General features: G+C 33.9%; 15 protein-coding genes and 2 tRNA genes. 1 reads left to right on the top strand and 16 read right to left on the bottom strand.

Annotated features, from left to right (window positions below; translation table 11 throughout):
• Positions 1-194 precede the first annotated feature (194 nt).
• The 16 genes from WMO19_RS08725 to WMO19_RS08650 all read right to left on the bottom strand — a co-directional run bounded on the left by WMO19_RS08725 (position 195) and on the right by WMO19_RS08650 (position 16,723).
• Positions 195-281, bottom strand: a tRNA-Leu gene (locus WMO19_RS08725).
• Between the two features lie 34 nt (positions 282-315).
• Positions 316-392 (bottom strand) — tRNA-His (locus tag WMO19_RS08720).
• A 52-nt stretch (positions 393-444) separates the two neighbouring features.
• Positions 445-1,029, bottom strand: coding sequence for an RdgB/HAM1 family non-canonical purine NTP pyrophosphatase (rdgB, locus tag WMO19_RS08715; RefSeq protein WP_349171434.1), 585 nt, complete (start codon positions 1,027-1,029; stop codon positions 445-447).
• Positions 1,026-1,757, bottom strand: coding sequence for a ribonuclease PH (gene rph / locus WMO19_RS08710; RefSeq protein WP_435891058.1), 732 nt, complete (start codon positions 1,755-1,757; stop codon positions 1,026-1,028). Before rph ends, rdgB begins: the two co-directional genes overlap by 4 nt.
• Positions 1,754-3,103, bottom strand: coding sequence for an N-acetylmuramoyl-L-alanine amidase (locus tag WMO19_RS08705; RefSeq protein WP_349171433.1), 1,350 nt, complete (start codon positions 3,101-3,103; stop codon positions 1,754-1,756). The genes rph and WMO19_RS08705 overlap by 4 nt, the downstream gene beginning before the upstream one ends.
• Positions 3,104-3,174: 71 nt before the next feature.
• A complete protein-coding gene (locus WMO19_RS08700; RefSeq protein WP_349171431.1) occupies positions 3,175-4,167 on the bottom strand; it encodes an AIR synthase family protein in 993 nt (330 codons plus the stop codon).
• Positions 4,168-4,184: 17 nt separating this feature from the next.
• Positions 4,185-5,468 carry a hypothetical protein gene (locus tag WMO19_RS08695; RefSeq protein WP_349171429.1) on the bottom strand — a complete coding sequence of 428 codons (1,284 nt, stop codon included), beginning with the start codon at positions 5,466-5,468 and terminating at the stop codon, positions 4,185-4,187.
• A gap of 3 nt (positions 5,469-5,471) precedes the next feature.
• A complete protein-coding gene (locus tag WMO19_RS08690; protein ID WP_349171427.1) occupies positions 5,472-6,143 on the bottom strand; it encodes a prepilin peptidase in 672 nt (223 codons plus the stop codon).
• Between the two features lie 49 nt (positions 6,144-6,192).
• Complete coding sequence (locus WMO19_RS08685; RefSeq protein WP_349171426.1) at positions 6,193-6,576, bottom strand: prepilin-type N-terminal cleavage/methylation domain-containing protein; 384 nt, start codon at positions 6,574-6,576, stop codon at positions 6,193-6,195.
• A 9-nt stretch (positions 6,577-6,585) separates the two neighbouring features.
• Positions 6,586-7,755 carry a type II secretion system F family protein gene (locus WMO19_RS08680; protein WP_349171424.1) on the bottom strand — a complete coding sequence of 390 codons (1,170 nt, stop codon included), beginning with the start codon at positions 7,753-7,755 and terminating at the stop codon, positions 6,586-6,588.
• Positions 7,752-9,194, bottom strand: coding sequence for a GspE/PulE family protein (locus tag WMO19_RS08675; protein ID WP_349171422.1), 1,443 nt, complete (start codon positions 9,192-9,194; stop codon positions 7,752-7,754). Before WMO19_RS08675 ends, WMO19_RS08680 begins: the two co-directional genes overlap by 4 nt.
• Positions 9,187-11,268, bottom strand: a complete 2,082-nt coding sequence (gene topA / locus WMO19_RS08670) for a type I DNA topoisomerase (protein WP_349171420.1) — start codon at positions 11,266-11,268, stop codon at positions 9,187-9,189. Before topA ends, WMO19_RS08675 begins: the two co-directional genes overlap by 8 nt.
• 25 nt (positions 11,269-11,293) lie before the next feature.
• Entirely contained in the window at positions 11,294-12,373 is a 1,080-nt protein-coding gene (gene dprA / locus WMO19_RS08665; RefSeq protein ID WP_349171418.1) for a DNA-processing protein DprA, read from the bottom strand.
• The gene (locus WMO19_RS08660; RefSeq protein ID WP_349171416.1) at positions 12,374-13,894 is read right to left on the bottom strand and encodes a YifB family Mg chelatase-like AAA ATPase; all 1,521 of its coding nucleotides are present in this window, start codon (positions 13,892-13,894) and stop codon (positions 12,374-12,376) included.
• Between the two features lie 127 nt (positions 13,895-14,021).
• Entirely contained in the window at positions 14,022-15,269 is a 1,248-nt protein-coding gene (locus WMO19_RS08655) for an aminopeptidase (protein ID WP_349171414.1), read from the bottom strand.
• Between the two features lie 110 nt (positions 15,270-15,379).
• Positions 15,380-16,723, bottom strand: a complete 1,344-nt coding sequence (locus tag WMO19_RS08650; protein WP_349171413.1) for an oxaloacetate decarboxylase subunit alpha — start codon at positions 16,721-16,723, stop codon at positions 15,380-15,382.
• A 224-nt stretch (positions 16,724-16,947) separates the two neighbouring features.
• Here WMO19_RS08650 and rpsD point away from each other — a divergent pair, with 224 nt between their 5' ends.
• Positions 16,948-17,544, top strand: a complete 597-nt coding sequence (gene rpsD / locus WMO19_RS08645; protein ID WP_019124738.1) for a 30S ribosomal protein S4 — start codon at positions 16,948-16,950, stop codon at positions 17,542-17,544.
• The last annotated feature ends 99 nt before the right edge of the window (positions 17,545-17,643 follow it).

The following is a 17,643-nucleotide window of genomic DNA, read 5'->3' as shown; positions in this document are numbered from 1 at the left end:
AGCGTCTAAGTATTGATTTTTAAATGAAAAGAGAGACTCGAGTTAACGAGTCTCCCCAATATTTGACATAGAGCCATAAAAAAAGTGTAACACTCAATCCCAAATGAAATAGATTAAGTGTTACACTTTTTTCGTTTTAAATGCACCTACCAAACTCTGTACAAACAAAAAATGTTCAATAGTGTGGATAATGTTGGTGCTAAAGGTGGGACTTGAACCCACACGATCTTGCGACCGCCAGATTTTGAGTCTGGTGCGTCTGCCAATTCCGCCACTCTAGCAAAAAAAGAAGTGTCTAGGACACTTCTAATATTGTGGGGTGGATAGTGGGAATCGAACCCACGATCTTCAGGACCACAATCTGACGCCTTAACCAGCTAGGCCATACCCACCACATACAATAAATATATATTAACAAATTATATATTTATTGTCAATAATTTTTTACAAATTAGAAATTTTATCTCTAAGATTTTTTAAAGCCCTTGACCTATGGCTAATTTGGTTTTTTTCTTCGTGGCTCATCTCAGCAAAAGTTTTGTCAAAGCCATCAGGAATAAAAATGCTGTCATAGCCAAATCCATTGTCGCCTCTTTCTTCAAGAGAAATTTTTCCAGTGCAAACTCCTTCAATGGGAATAATATTTTTATCTTCGTCAATTAAAATTATCTCTGTCTTAAAGTAGGCACTTCTGTCCTCTTTGTCTTTGAGATTATTTAATAGTTTTTCTCTGTTTTTTTTATCGTCATGCTCTGAGGCATACCTTGCAGAGTGAACTCCTGGCTCGCCATTAAGTGCCTTAACAAATAGGCCTGTGTCATCTGCTAGGACTGCAAAGTCAACTCTTTCTGCCATGGCAGAGACTTTTTTTAGGGCATTATCATATAATGTGTCGCCATCTTCAATTACTTCAAAGTCCAACCCTTCTATGTCAGATTTTCCATAAATTTTTATGTCAAGATCTTCTAAGATTTCTCTTATTTCTCTCAATTTATTAATATTATCAGTGGATAAAACTATCTCTCTCATATATACTGCTCCACAATTTCAAAATATTTGAAAATATCTTCTATTCCTCTTTTTGCGCCCCTTAAAAATTCATTTAACTCATCAATGGAAAAGGAATCACCCTCTCCTGTGCCTTGAATTTCTATTAGGTCAAATTTGTCATTCATTACAACATTTAAGTCTACATCGGCATTGGAATCTTCTTTAAAATCTAAATCTACTAAATTAACACCGTCGACTTTTCCAACACTAACTGCTGCAACCTTAGCTTTCATTGGGTCTTCTTCAAATTTTCCACTCTCCAAGGCTTTTTTTACAGCAATTTTTAAGGCAATATAAGAACCAGTAATTGAAGCTGTTCTTGTTCCACCATCGGCAGATATTACATCGCAGTCAATCCAAATTGTTCTCTCGCCAATTTTATCTAAATCTATACAAGACCTGAGAGACCTGCCTATTAGTCTTGAAATTTCGCTGCTTCTTCCGTCAAGTTTTCCCTTGGAGATGTCCCTTACTTTTCTCGTCGGAGTGGAACCAGGTAGCATTGAGTATTCACTAGAAAGCCAGCCCTTGTTCTTGCCCCTCAAAAATGTAGGGACCTTATTTTCAATCATTGCTGTGCAAATAACTTTTGTCTCTCCACATTCTATTAATACGGAACCATCTGGATGTTCCAAATAATTTGGTTTTATTATAATTGGTCTTATTTCGTCATTTTGTCTATCTTCTCTCATAATTCCCTTTCTCATTTAATAACATAGCTGTTCATATAGTCTTCTATACCATTATAGATACCCCTAGCTAATTTATCAATGTAATCAGGGTCCTTTATAGTTTCCAAATCACTTTCATTGGACACAAATCCAAGTTCAACAAGGGCGGAAACATTTTTAGTTTTGTTTAAAACAATTATAGCTGGTGTATTTTTAATTCCACGATCCACTGCTCCAGTTTCTCTTATTAATGCCTTTTGTAGGCAAGAGGCAAAGTGCTTTTGAACTGTGTCTTTGATTTTAACATTCTTTTCAGATGCATAGAGGACTTCTATTCCCTGTGCGCTAGAATTGTCAGAGCTGTTAAAGTGAATTGATAGGAACAAATCTGCATTGCTGTCATTTGAAACAGAGGCTCTATCTAATAATTTGATATATTCGTCTCTATCTCTTGTGATTATTGCATTGATTTCAGAGTTTTCACTTAACTTTTCCATTAAACTTTCAGCAACTAATAAATTTAAATCTTTTTCGTAAGTGTAACCATCTATGCCAATTGCACCAGAATCCTTGCCACCGTGGCCTGGATCTATAACTATATTTAATTTGCCATTAATTTCGATTTTATCTTTTATGACTCTATTTTCTTTTTCTTTGATGTCTAAATCTGCTTCTTCAAAAATTTTGTCTTCATTTCCTTTATTGATTTGGTTCTTTATATTTTTTGTTTCTTTTCTTTCAGTATTTGATTGGAAAAAACTGTCATCAAAAATGGATTTTGAATCTACCTTAGATTTTTTTACGCTATTAGACTTTTTCTTTTTAGTATTTTTCTTAGAATTTTTATTTTCGCTTGTCTTATTATTTTCCTTGTCATCTTCCATGATTGATTTTGCACCAGTTGTGCTAATTTCTGCTCTAACCTTGTCATTATTCCAGTCCACATTGTAACCAAAAGTTTCAGAGATAAATCTAAGTGGCACCATAGTCTTAGTCTCTTTTCTTGGACTAGAATATAGGGCAAGTTGTGGTGCTTGTGCGTCGTCTAATTCAATTTCCTTGTCGTTCACAGTGACCCTAGGACTATTTATTTGCATATTAATTACATCGCCATTTAAGGTGATTTTTATACTTTTATCTTTTCCATTCCACTTAACATCGGCGCCAAGCTTTTCTGTAATTTCGCGAATTGGCACAAAAGTCCTTCCTTCTTTTATGTAAGGAGAAAATTCAGTCTTAAGTGATTCATTATTTACTAGAACTCCTGCTTCCTTAACTTTATAAGGCTTGTTGGATATACTTACATTAAAAATATTTGCAGCAAAAACTGGAGTAATCAGGATTGCTATAAATAAAATTGATAATTTAATAATTCTTTTCATTTAATTCACCTAATTAAAGTTTATATAGGATTAATTAATTTGTCAATATTGTAACCGAATTGTAATATTTACTAAACTACCTTGTAAAGCTCATCAGAACCTGGTTCAGATAGACTTATTACTTCATCCCCTACTATTACTTCTGTAATCTTATCGTCAATTACTTCTCCAATTTTTGTGATTTTTATTCCCCTTTTATCTGCCTCATCTTTAAAATCAATAAATTTATCCTTATCAAAAATCATGAGCATACTTCCACTTGATATGAGTCTCATGGGATCAAGACCATAAAATTCTGCAATTTTTTTTGTTTCATCAAGAAGAGGTATCTCGTCATAATAGGCTCTCAAACCATGACCAAGAGCAACTCCAGTTTCCCAAAGAGCTCCGTAAAGTCCACCTTCAGTTATGTCGTGCATGTGCTTTACGCCGTATTTTGTTGCTAGCCTTGCTTCTTTTAAAACTGAAATATCATCTGCTAGGGATTTAGCAAATTTTAATTCTTCTTCCCTTAAAATTTCACTGACTTCATTTTTATCGTGAGCAATAATGCTTGTGCCTTCAATGCCAAGGTATTTTGAAACAGCGACTACATCTCCTGTCTTAATACTCTTAGGGTCTGGCATAACTTTTCTATTAACTCTTCCTAATACCGTTGTTGAGATTAAAATTTTATTTACAGCATCAGTTATCTCTGTGTGGCCGCCTATTATGTCCACATTTAATTTTTTTGCAGTTTTATTTGCATCTTCTACAATTTCCTTTAAGTCCTCAAGAGTGGCACTTGGCGGAATTAGAACTGTCATTAAAACTCCAACGGGATCTGCCCCTTGGCAGCTAACATCATTTACTGAAACATTTATGGAAAGAGACCCAATATTTTTTGAGGCACCAGTTATGGGGTCTGTTGAAGCTACAATTAAGTCGCCTCCAAAGTCCATAACTGCGTTGTCAAGTCCTGTTCCACTTTTTATTATTACTTCTTCTCTATTTGAACTTAAATTGTTGAAAATATATTTTTCCAATAATTCAGTTTTTAATTTTCCAATTTCCAAAATTAACACCCCATAAAATTTTACAATTATTTTATCTGCATTTCAAATTTATAAAATCCATTTTCCATATAAAAATTTTTGCTCAAAATATTTATGTCCTTAAAGACCTTATTAAAATAGTCTTCGTCCTTGACAAGACCCCTAACTGTCATCTTTCCATTGTCAAAATAATAGTCTGTTATAATTAAATTTTCATCTTCAAGCTTTTGAATTTCAGAAATTTTATCTATAAAAATTTTATTTCTCTCTTGAAATTTGTCGCTGGATAGGTCAATATCTTCCACTTCTTCAGTTTTTACTTCTTTGACATCAGCTAAAGCCCTTTCATTTTCTTTTTTGAGGTTAAAATAATAAAGGACATTAAAAATTATTACTATGGCCATGGCAAGGGGAAGAATAAAATTAATAGGGCTTTTCTTTTTTCTAGTCTTCTTTTCTTTTTTCTCCTTCTTTATTGGCAGCTTGTTGTGAATGTCTTCTTCAAGTATTTTATATTTCAAATTGCTATAAGATGATAGGGCATCCTTAATTTCCTTGGAGTCGCATATATTTCCAAATAAATAGACTTCTTCGCCCTTAGAAAAATTTTCCATTTCTCTTATGTGACTTATAAAATAATTTTTAAATCTAAACAAAAAGTCTTCATCGATTTTATCTTCCTCCGGGTCGTAACGAAGGTTTATTATGTTACTTGCATTTTCTTCTTCTAAATTGTTTTCCAAAATTAATTTTTCAAGATTATCGTCGTAAATTTTTTCGTAAGTATTTACTAAATTATTTTTTACAGAAATAAATTTTAAATAAGTTGGTGCAATTTCAATAAATTTCCCCTTCTTATTTATGGATTTTGGCTCTGGATTTATTTCAAGATTTTCAACTTCTAATTTTTCAAAAACTTCCCTTAATTTTAGAATCAATTTTCTTGGAACTAGGTCGATGGAAAGCTTTAAAATTTTATCTTCTTTTAGGAAGTCATAAAAAATTTCATAACCTGATAAATTAAAATCGCCATAGTCTTCAAGCTCTAGACCAAGAAAATCTCTTATCTCACTTTCGTCTATTTCAGGAATTTTATAATTTATGTGAATAAAAGAAGAAGAGTCAAATATTAAAATTATCTTATCATTCTTTTGAAAATCTATTTTCTCCAAGATTTTACTGCACTTGTAGTAAAAGTGATGATAATCTAAAATCTCCCCATCCCTAAAAATTCTATATGGCAAGGGAATATTGAACTCTTCTTTGTCATTTTTATTAATTTTTATAAAACCGTCAGAAATTATAAATTTTGTAATATTTTTTTGAAACATAGTTCACCTGCACAATATGAAAATAATAATTGCTATGCTAATAAAGGGTCCAAAGGCAATTGAATCTTTAAAATTCTTTTTCTTTAATAAAATTAAAATTATAGAAAATATTGCTGCAATTACAAAGGCATCTTTAAATATAAAAAAGGCATCTAGTAAATTATTTGCAAAAATTCCCATGACAAAGGCATAGAGCACATCTCCAAGACCCATCATACCTGTAAATTTGTATAAGAGATAAAAAATCAGCCCCATGCCAAGAGAAAATTTTAGAGAATAAAAAATGCTTTCTCCTGCCAATAATTTAAAAAGAATTGTTAAAATTAAAATTATAAAAAGGTCAAGGTTATAAATAAATCCAGTCTTGTAATCTATTATTCCTATAAAAGTTGCCACTGTAATTATTCCAATTACTAAAAAACTTTGGATGGACAAGTCATATTTTAAAAAAGCAAAGACTGAAAGTATAGAAACTAAAATTTCTGCAAAAAATTTTTCTGAGCCAATTTTTTCTCCACAAGTTTTACACTTTCCGCCAAGAAAAATATAAGAAAATACTGGTATTAATTCATAAAATTTTAAATTCCTATGGCAGGAGTCGCATTGACTTCTCCCCCATAAAAAATTTTCATTTTTTTCTCTTCTGCTGACGAAGACATGGTAAAAGGACGCCAAAGATCCTCCCAGCATAAAAATCAAAAAGCCTATAAAATTTTTATAAATCTTATTTTCCATTATCTTCAACTAAAGTTTTTCCTGAAACTTTTATCATTCCTGGCTTAACTTCCACATCGCCGTCGTCAGTTGAAGTTACTGTAAAATCACTTGCACCACTTAAGTGTTTTGCAGGTTTTGGAATTTTTCCTCCTTCAAGGTATGGCTTCAAAGCTTCAAGAGAAAGCTCATTTTTTGCATCAGGATTGTCAATTAAATATAAAATTCCTGCACTCTTTAAAACTTTAACATTAGAATTGTGGGCTGCTGCCTCAGCTGCTAAGTTCGTCGTGCTGTATTTCATAGCTGCAATGGAAATTAAAATTGCAATAATGGCAATTACAATAACTAATTCAATTAGGGTAAAGCCCCTTTGTCTCTTTTTTAATTTCATAAAAACCTCCTAAAATTGATTTACCATATCGAAAACTGGAAGTGCAATTGAAAGCACTATAAAGCCAATTAATAAAGCCATAATTATTATTAAAATCGGACCCAAGACTCCCAAAAATCTCTTGTTATAGTTATTTAATTCCTCGTCATAAAAAGAAGACATTATTGAAAAAACTTCCTTTAGGTTTGAAGATTCTTCGCCAACGTGAATCATGGAAACTAAAATTTTTGGAAATACATTTGTTTTATTTATGCTTATATAAAAGGAGTCTCCTGACTTAATATCCCTTAAAACTTCTAAAAATTTACTTTTTAAAACCACATTATCTTCCATACTTGAAATTATTTCCAGGCTCTTATCAACTGTGAGGCCTGCCCCAAGGAGTAGGTCCATGTTAAAAGTAAATTTCAAACTCTTAGTCATCTTGTAATACTTTGATTTCAAGAGTATCTTGTGAAAAGTCCTTGGATTTTTTCTGTGGTAGATAGAAATAATGGCTATCACAAGAAGTATTGCTAAAATTATGAAAATATAATTTTTATAGATAAAGTTAGAAAAATTTATCAGGATTCTTGTTGGCAGTGGCAGCAAATTGTCATTGGAAGCAAAAATTTCACTAAAACTTGGAATTACATTTATAATCAAAAAATTAATTACAAAAATTGAAGTTATGAGGAGAATTATTGGATAAGCTAGGGCTTCAATAATTTTTGAGTTTGTCTCCCTTTTTTTTATGTAATAGTTTGACAAGGAGTTAAAAATTTTGCCAAGGCTAGATGTGTTTTCTCCAACAAAGACCATATTTATAACAAGGTTTGGAAAGGCACGAGTCTTTTCCATGGATTCAGACAGAGAAATTCCGCTCCTAAGATTATCTCTCACCTGGCTTAATATTTTGCCCTTGTCCTTAGGAAATTCCGTGCTTAAAATTTCAAAGGCACTTTCTATATTTATGCCAGAATTTATAAGTAGGCTGAGTTCTCTAAACAAAATATACAAGTCTTCGTTTTTAAATTTTCTGTTAAAGTCAAGGGAATTAGAGGACTCAATATTTTCTTCAATCTTTATTGGCCTTAGTCCCTCTCTCTTTAGTTTTTCCTTGGCATCTTTAATGCTTGTAGCTTCAAGCTTGCCCTTTACTTTTTCGCTGCCCTTAAAGGCCTTATACTTGTAAATCATAATTCACCAACGGTATGAATGTTTTTATAATACTCCTCAAAAGTGGTCTCGCCCTTTTCTATTAAGTTTAAAATTTCACTAGATAGTGTCTTCATTCCTCTTTCAATGGCAAAATTTTTTATATTTTTTACGCTCTCTCTTCTCGTGATCATGTCGCGAATTTCGCTGTCAACAATCATTATTTCAAAGACTGCAATTCTTCCGCTGTAGCCGCCATTGCACTTGTCACAGCCTTTGGATCTATAAATAAATTCCCTATCTATTAGTGGGTTTGTGTTTTTAATTTTTTCCCTACAATGAGGACATAATTTTCTTATAAGCCTTTGAGAAATTACTCCAATTAAACCAGCAGAAATTAAATAGGGCTCGATTCCCATATCAACAAGTCTTCCAATTGATGCAGGGGAAGATTCTGTGTGAAGAGTTGATAGGACTAAGTGACCTGTTATGGAAGATGAAATGGCGATGTGGGCTGTGTCTTCATTTCTAATTTCACCAATCATAATCTTATCTGGGTCCATTCTCAAAATTGCCTTTAGTCCCTTTTCAAAGGAAAGGCCAGTGTTGGGATTTACTTCAATTTGATTTATGCCGTCAATTTTATATTCAATTGGATCTTCTATGGTCATAATATTTATGTCGTCACTTTGGATTTTTCTTAAAAGTGTATAAAGAGTTGAAGTTTTTCCAGAAGAAGTTGGTCCGCAAATTAGAATTAAGCCTGAGGGTTGGCTAATTAAACTCATGACTTTTTCATAATTTTCACCCACAAGACCAATGCCTTCTGGAGTGTAGGAAATTCTTTGAATGTCTAAAATTCTAAGGACAATTTTTTCGCCAGTGCCAGTGGGCGTAGTGGCAACTCTTATGTCAATTTTGTCGCCCTTAAAATCAAAGCTAAATCTTCCATCTTGAGGAAGTCTCTTTTCAGAAATATCCAGTTCAGATAAAATTTTTATTCTAGTCACAAGCTGAGGATAAATATTTTTTGGCAGGTCAATTAATTTATTTAAGGCTCCGTCAATTCTTATTCTCACAATAACATTTTGAAAGCCAGGCTCAATGTGGATGTCGCTGGCATTTTTCTCAATGCTTTCCCTTAAGATATAGTCTAAAAGTCTAACTGCCGGTGAGTCTTCCCTTTCGCCCTTTTCACTAATTATTAAGTCTCCATAATTTGTGTCTATGTCATCTAAGAGAAAATCTTTTTTCTCATCCTTATAAATTTTATCTAATTCATCTAAAATTTTTTCTTTAGAAGCTTTTTCTAAGATTACTTTTTTTTCTAATCTCTCTTCAAGATTATATTTTAAAATCTCATCAATATGTAAAGAGTAGAAGACCACATTATCGTCTTCTTCTCTGGCAGGAGCTATAAAATTCTTGCGGCAATAATTTTCGCCGAAAATATCTCTCATTTCAAAAGAAAATTTATTCACTTTCCTCTCTCCTGTAATCGCATTTGTCATTGCTACACTTTATAATTTTTTTGCCCTTAGACTTCATTTCTGTCAAAATGCTTTCGCACTTTGGGCATTTTTCATTAATTGGTTTGTTCCAAGAAACAAATTCGCACTTAGGATAAGAGTCGCAGCCGTAAAAAATTCTGCCCTTTTTACTTCTCTTGACGACAATTTCTCCCTTGCCACACTTTGGACATTTTACGCCAATTTTTTCTACAAGAGGCTTTGTATTTCTACATTCTGGAAAACCTGGACAAGCTAAAAACTTTCCATACCTTCCCATTTTTATAACCATGTTCCTGCCACACTTGTCGCAGATGACATCAGTGACTGGATCTTCTATTTGAACCTTTTCTATATTTTCATAGGCCTTGTCCAAATCTTTCTTGAGGTCTCCATAAAAAGCTCTCACAAGTTCCTTCCATGGTTTTTTGCCTGCAGCAATTTCATCTAATTCAAATTCCATTTGGGCAGTAAATTTTTTGTCCACCAAGTTGTCAAAATTTTCCACTAAAATTTCATTGACGGTTTGACCCAGTTCCGTTGGCACAAATTTTTTCTCTTCAAGAACTACATAGTACCTGCTTTGAAGAGTTGAAATAGTCGGTGCATAAGTGGAAGGTCTGCCAACGCCCAAGGCTTCAAGCTCTTTTATAAGTGAAGCTTCGTTGTATCTTGGCGGTGGATTTGTAAAGTGTTGTTCCTTATTTATTTCCTTTAATTTTAAAATTTGTCCCTCTTCAAGAGGTGGGAGTTCAGTATTTTTTTCATTTGAATAATCATAAACTCTTAAAAATCCATCAAATACTAAAGTTGATCCAGATGCTTTAAAAACTTCAATACTTGAAAAAATATTTGCTCTTGTAGTCGCATAAATTGCATTTGCCATAAGAGAGGCAACAAACCTCTTCCATATCAAAGAATACAATCTAAACTGTTCATCTGTTAAAGACTCTTTAATAGAGTAAGGCGTTTTATTAACATCTGTTGGTCTAATACATTCGTGAGCATCTTGCACATTTTCATTTTTCTTTTTACTTCCAGACCTATGTTTCCCTAAATATTCTTTGCCATAACTCTTTTCTATAAAATCTAGGCAGGCATTTTGCGCCTCAGCAGAAATTCTTGTAGAGTCAGTTCTCATATAGGTGATAAGACCTACAGAGCCTACCTTTGGAAGCTTTATGCCTTCGTAAAGACTTTGAGCAACCATCATAGTCTTCTTTGTTGAAAAATTTATTCTCCTTGAAGCCTCTTGTTGCATAGTTGAAGTTGTAAAAGGGCTTGGACCTTTTTTATTTCTTTTAATATTTTTAACAGAATCAACTATGAATTTTTCATTATCTATATTTTTAAGAACCCTATCTGCGTCATCTTCTGACTCAAGTTTGTTCTTCTTTATCCCCTGTTTTTCCTTTACGCCATAATAATCGGCTAAAAGTTTTCGCCTTCCTGCACGTAAGTCAGCTTGGATAGTCCAATACTCTTCAGGGATAAAATTATTTATCTCCTCTTCTCTGTCGCAAATTAATTTTAAGACAGCAGATTGAACACGGCCAGCAGAAAGACCAGACTTAACTTTTTTCCATAATAGGGGAGAAATTTTGTAGCCTGCAAGCCTGTCTAGTTCACGCCTGGCTTGTTGTGCATCAACAAGGTCCATGTCAATAGCCCTTGGATTTTTAATTTCTCTCTTAACTGTATCTTTTGTAATTTCATTAAAAGTAACTCTATTTTTATCCTCTGGATCCATGCCTAAAATATATGAAAGGTGCCAAGAAATTGCCTCTCCCTCCCTATCGGGGTCGGTTGCAAGAATAATTTTGTCAGCTTTTTTAGCCTCAGCCTTAATCTCATTAATAAGAGGTCCCTTTCCGTATATATTCATATACTGAGGTTCAAAATCTTTTTCTATATCAATGCCAAGTTTTGATTTTGGTAGGTCCCTAACATGACCAACAGAAGCAATAACATTGTAATTAGTGCCAAGCATTTTTTTTATTGTCCTAGCCTTAGTTGGCGACTCCACAATTACAAGATTTTTTGCCAAAATACCATCTCCTTCTTCCTAAAATCTATTTTAAAATTTGAAATTCATTCATAGAAATTCTTTCAATAATTCCCTTTAGTTCCAACTTCGTCAGTATCTTATTTATATAAAATACCTCATTATTTAAATTATTGCAAATATCATTGGTGTTATTTATTCCCTTTTCTATCATATTGTAGACCAAAAGTTCCTCTCCATTCATTTGGATTTTCTCTTCAGAAACTTTGTTTTTAGAAAGCTCAGGATAATAATCAAAAATATCTTTTACTTCAACAAGAGGAATGGCTCCGTCCCTAATTAATTTGTTAGTCCCAACAGAATAAATGGAAGTGATGTTGCCTGGCACTGCAAAAACTTCCTTGCCCTGTTCTGCAGCAAGTCTTGCTGTGATTAAACTTCCACTTTTGTCTTTAGCTTCAACTACTACAACGACCTTTGAAAGCCCAGAAATTATTCTATTTCTCATGGGAAAAGTAAACTTATTTGCACCAGTCCCAAGAGGAAACTCACTTATGACGGCGCCCTTATTTGAAATTTCTTCATAGAGTGCCTTGTTTGACTTTGGATAAATTACATCAATGCCCGTTCCTAAAACTGCAATTGTGTTTAAATTATTTAAAAGAGCCCTCTTGTGGGAAAGAGAATCAATTCCATAGGCCATGCCACTGACAATAGTGAAGTCAAAGGAACTTATGGCGTCAATTATTTTATTTACAGCCATATTGCCATAGGAAGAGTGACTCCTGGCACCAACAAAGGCAATGGGATTGTAAATATTTAAGTCGCCTTTTACATACAAAAGAGAAGGCGGATCCTCAATATATCTGAGGGATTCTGGATAGTCATCATCTAAAATCGTAATGATTTTCACTCCAACTGAAGTGATTTTTTCATTGATTTTTTCAATTATAAGTTCAAAATCTCCTGCCTTTTCCTTCAACCTGTCGTAACTTCTCTTTGACAAGATATTTTCTTCCAAATAATCAAGGTGAGGAAAGTCCTCAAGAGGAATATTTTTGTCCAAAAGATAATTTAAAATTTTAAGGGAGTTTTCACTGGAAAAATTTATTCCATTTAAAAAAATTAGTAAGTCTCTTTCCTTCATTTAATTACCCCAAAACTTTTTGTCCATAGTCCTATATTGAATGCTTTCCAAGACATGGTCTTCTTTAATATTTTCGCAGCCGTCCATGTCTGCAATTGTCCTTGCGATTTTTAAAATTTTATTGTAGGTTCTTGCGCTCATGCCATATTTTCTAAAGGCAAGCTCCAATATTTTTTCAGAGTTGGCATCAAGTGCACAATATTTTTTTAACTTTTTCTCAGGAATTTCTGAATTGTATTTAAAAATTTCATTCTTAAATCTATCCCTTTGGACTTCCCTAATGGCTTTTACCCTTTCCCTTATGACTTCAGAGCTTTCCCCAGACCTTTCAGAGGAAATCTCCTTGTAATTAACTTCAGGTACTTCCAAGTGAATGTCGATCCTATCTAAAAGTGGATGAGAAATTCTTGAAAGATACCTTTGAATTTCATAAGGAGAGCAGTTACACTCGTGTGTCTTTGAATTGTGATAGCCACAAGGGCAAGGATTAAGGGCAACTATAAGTTGGAAGTCTGCAGGATACCTTACACTTGCATTGGCACGAGAAATTATTATATCCTTAGATTCCATTGGTTGACGCAAAACTTCTAAGACTGATTTTGAAAATTCTGGCAGCTCATCTAAAAATAATACGCCCTTGTTGGCAAGAGAAATTTCTCCTGGCTTTGGTATTTGCCCTCCGCCAATTAGTGAAACCGCTGACGCTGTATGATGGGGTGCTCTAAAGGGTGGCTTCGTTATAAGGGCATTGTCGTCTAAGAGTCCTGAAATGGAATAAATTTTTGTCACTTCAATGGCTTCTTCAAAGTCAAGCTCTGGTAGGATTGTTGGAAACCTCTTTGCCGCCATGGTCTTTCCAGAACCAGGTGAGCCCAAAATTAAAATATTTGACTTGGCACAGGCAGAAATTTCAAGAGCCCTCTTTAAATTTTCCTGTCCCTTAATGTCAGAGAAGTCTACATCATAAGAAACCTTTTCCCTGGTGAAAGATCCCATACATCTTTCGATTTGAATTTCGCCCCTTATAAAAGAAATTACTTCTTCCAAAGTTTTTACGGGATAAATTTCTACGTCGCTAACTATGGCACATTCCTTTCTGTTTTCATAGGGCACAATAAATTTTCTGTAGCCCTTTTCACGCATGGATATTACCATGGGAAGGGCGCCTTGAATTTTATTTACCTTGCCGTCAAGGGCGAGCTCGCCCATATATGTATAGGGACTGTAGTCAAGTTCCAAGCTTTCATCGCAGCTCAAAAGGCTCACTGCTATGGCAAGGTCAAGTTGGGTGCCATCCTTTCTCAAATTGGCAGGAGCTAAATTTATGGTAATTCTCTTTTTTGGAAAGTCAAAGCCAGAATTTTTTATAGCCGATTTTACTCTCTCCGTTGATTCTTTAACTGCTGTGTCTGCAAGCCCCACCAGTATAATTTTTGGCATTCCATTTGAAAGGTCAACTTCAACATCTACTGGGTAGCCATTAAGTCCAGTTAAGGTGCAAGTTTTTGTGCAAGAGTACATAATTCCTCCTCATCTATTTTAAAAATCTCATAATATTATTCTTAATTATATTATAAGATTTTTAATCCCTTTAATCAATCGTTTGCAAAATAAAAAGCCAAACCTAAGTCTGACTTTAAAAAATTTATTAAATTACAAAATTTCCATCTTTAAAGATTTGAACTTCTTCCCCATTTTCTTTTATGCCAATTATTTCTGTTGTTGCATCGCCAACCATAAAGTCAACATGAGTTAGGGAATCGTTCATGCCTCTTTCTTTTAATTCTTCTATTGTAAGTTTTTCTCCCTCTTCTATGCAGGATGGATAGGACTTGCCAAGGGCAAAGTGGCAGGAGGCATTTTCATCATAAAGTGTGTTGTAAAATAAAACTTTCCTTATGGAAATTGGCGTGTTGTGGGACACAAGGGCAACTTCTCCAAGTCTCTTTGAGCCTTCATCTGTTTCGATAATATTTTTTAAATATTCTTTTCCACTTTTTGCATCGTAGTCAACTACTTCCCCGTCTTTAAAAACTAAATAGAAGTCTTCAATTAAATTTCCATTGTAGTTTAGGGGCATAGTTGAATAAACTTTTCCATTTACTCCGTCAAGTCTTGGGGCAGAAAAAACTTCTTCGCTCGGCATATTTGCAATAAATTCTTCGCCGTCGCTATTTACATCGCCCGCTCCTGCAAAGATGTAGCCCTTTGGAAGGTAAACTTCTAAGTCAGTTCCCTTTTCGGACTTGTAGTGAAGCTTTTCAAATTTATTTTCGTTTAAGAATTTGCTATATCTATTTAAGTTATTTACATGGTCTTCAAGTGCCTTTTCTGGATCATCTTCAAAAAGTCTAACTGAAGAAAAGATTTCGTACCACAATTTTCTCACAGCTTCATCCTCACTTAAGTCAGGAAAAACTTTTGTAGCCCAAGAAGGAATGCTTGCTCCCACAACTATCCAAGACACATAATTTGCCATCATCTTTGCAGAGAAATCCTTTAGTGCCTTTGATGTTGCAAGATTTGCCTTAAAAAGTTTTTCAGAATCCACGCCCTTAAAGGCATCTGGATCAGAACCTGTTACAGAAAGATACTTTGCCTTCTTTTCCATGTAATAATTTTCCTTGTCCACCTTGTGCTTAGGTACATCGGTTAAAATTTCTAGGCTTTCATTTTCGTATTTAAGTCTTGAAATTTCTTGGTCCCTATAATCTACAACTACTTCATAGGCTCCAAGCTCATAGGCTTTTTTTGTTGAAGTAAGGGCAAAGTCCCTTGCTTCTATGGGACATCTTATGACAAGCCTGTCGCCCTCTTTTATTTTTAGTCCAACTTTTAAAATTAATTCAGCATATTTTTCTATATAATCATCAACTCGAAAATCTTTGTATTCCATTTTATCATCCTTTCCATTTATCTTTTGTTACAAAAAATAATATACAACAAAAATTTTTTATTTGCAAAAAAATACTATTGAAGACATATAATCTCCAATAGTATAAAAATTTATTTGTTATATTTTTTAGCTAAGAAGTCCTTTGCAACTTGTGGGAATAGTGCATAAGTTAGCACATCTTCTTCAGTCCTTGCAAGGTCTCCTACTTCAGCTCTGTATTTATCAAGGGCTGGCTCAAGGTGATTTGCAGGTCTATCTGTAATCACTTCAGCATCGCCTATAATTGATTTTCTAAAGGCATCATCAACTTCAACAGGAGTCTTTCCATAAAGTCCCTTTAGGTAATCCTTAATTTCATTTGGAACCATCTTGTATCTTGCGCCTGTCATTACATTAAAGGAGGCTTGAGTACCAACCATTTGACTCATTGGAGTAACTAGTGGTGGGAAGCCCATGTCTCTTCTAACATTTGGAACTTCTGCAAGAACCTTATCAAAGAGATGCTCTTGCTTTGCTGCAGAAAGTTGTGAGTTTAAGTTTGAAAGCATGCCGCCAGGCACTTGATATATAAGTCCCTTAGGGTCAACAGTAAGCATTTTTACTCTCAAAGTTCCGTCATTTAAATATTTATTTTTAACTTCTTGGAAGTAAGGTGCAAGTTCATTTAAAATATCAAGATTTAAATCAACTTTGTAGCCAGCTTCCTTTAAAATTATGGCAAGAGTTTCAGTTGGAGGTTGACTTGTTCCGCCAGAAAATGGTGAAAGAGCAGTGTCTAAAATATCTGCACCTTCTTCAACTCCCTTGAGGTAAGTCATTGAACCACAGCCAGTAGTTTCGTGAGTGTGAAGTTCTATTGGAATGTCTACAGCCTTTCTAAGAGACCTAACTAAATCTCTTGAAACAGGTGGAGTAAGAATTCCTGCCATGTCCTTTACTGCAACTGAATCAGCGCCCATTTCTTGTATTTTTTTTGCAAGATCAGTAAAGTATTCGATTGTGTGAACTTCTGAAGTTGTGTAGCAAATTGCAACTTGTGCTTCTGCTCCAGCTTTTTTTGCAGCTCTAAGTGAAGTTTCAATGTTTCTTAAATCATTTAAGGCGTCAAAAATTCTAATTATGTCAACTCCGTTTTTAACAGATAATTCGACAAACTTTTCTACCACATCGTCTGGATAATTTTTGTAGCCCAAAAGGTTTTGACCTCTCAAAAGCATTTGAGTCTTTGTGTTTTTAAGGTGAGACTTAATATTTCTAATCCTTTCCCATGGATCTTCATCTAAGAATCTAATACATGAGTCAAAAGTTGCACCGCCCCAACACTCGAGAGCCCTGTATCCAACTTTGTCAAGCTTATCAAGTGCAGGTTCCATATCTTTATAAGTCATTCTTGTTGCCATAAGTGATTGGTGAGCGTCACGAAGAATAGTATCCACAAATTCTATTTTTTTCATAAATCCTCCTAACTATTAATTGCCGAGATTACTTTTATATTTTTAGTATAACACAATTTGCTCAAAATTTTTCATTAAATAATAGCTTTCTTGACAAAAAATTCTTGTCGCTTCATAAAAGTTTTCTCATTTTAATTTTTTTCTTTACAAATAGCTCCATTTCTAGTATAATGCTATCGGCTTATAAATTATCGCGGCGAAAATTTATAGGAGTTTGATAAAAAATGGCAAAAATGATGGATCCAAAGTTCAAGCAATCAAGAAGACTTGGACTAAATGTATGCGGTCACCCAAAGGCTATGAAAAGAGCTACAAGAGGTACTGCAAGAAGCGATAAAAAACTTACTGAATATGGTAAGCAACTTTTAGAAAAACAAAGATTAAGAGCATATTACGGTGTGCTTGAAAGACAATTTGTTAATCTATTCAAAGAAGCTCAAAGGACACCAGGTCAAACTGGTCCTAACCTTGTAACATTCCTTGAAAGAAGACTTGACAGTTTATGTTACAGAATGGGCTATGCATCTTCAATTAGACAAGCAAGACAAATGGTTACTCACGGTCACTTAACTGTAAATGGAAAGAAAGTTAATATTCCATCTTACAGATGTGAAGCTGGCGATGTAATTGCATTATCTGCTAAAGGAAGAAAAGTTGATCTATTTAAAGAAAATTACAACACTAATATTGTTGTAAACTATCCTTACATTTCTAAGGACGAAGACTTTAAGGCAACTTTAGTTTCTCTACCAAATAGAGAAGATGTTCCAATAGAAATTGAAGACCAATTAATCGTTGAATTCTATTCAAAGAACATGTAATGAAAGAAAAAGAGACCCAGATTGAAGTGAACCCCAAAATCCGGAATAAGGATGGAGGGGTTTTTTCATGCCAAAATACACAAAAGAATTTAGAATAAA

Source organism: Peptoniphilus hominis (ex Hitch et al. 2025) (genome assembly GCF_040096015.1).
In the GTDB taxonomy this organism is placed as follows: domain Bacteria; phylum Bacillota; class Clostridia; order Tissierellales; family Peptoniphilaceae; genus Peptoniphilus_A; species Peptoniphilus_A hominis.
This window is presented reverse-complemented; position numbering and strand designations above follow the sequence as displayed.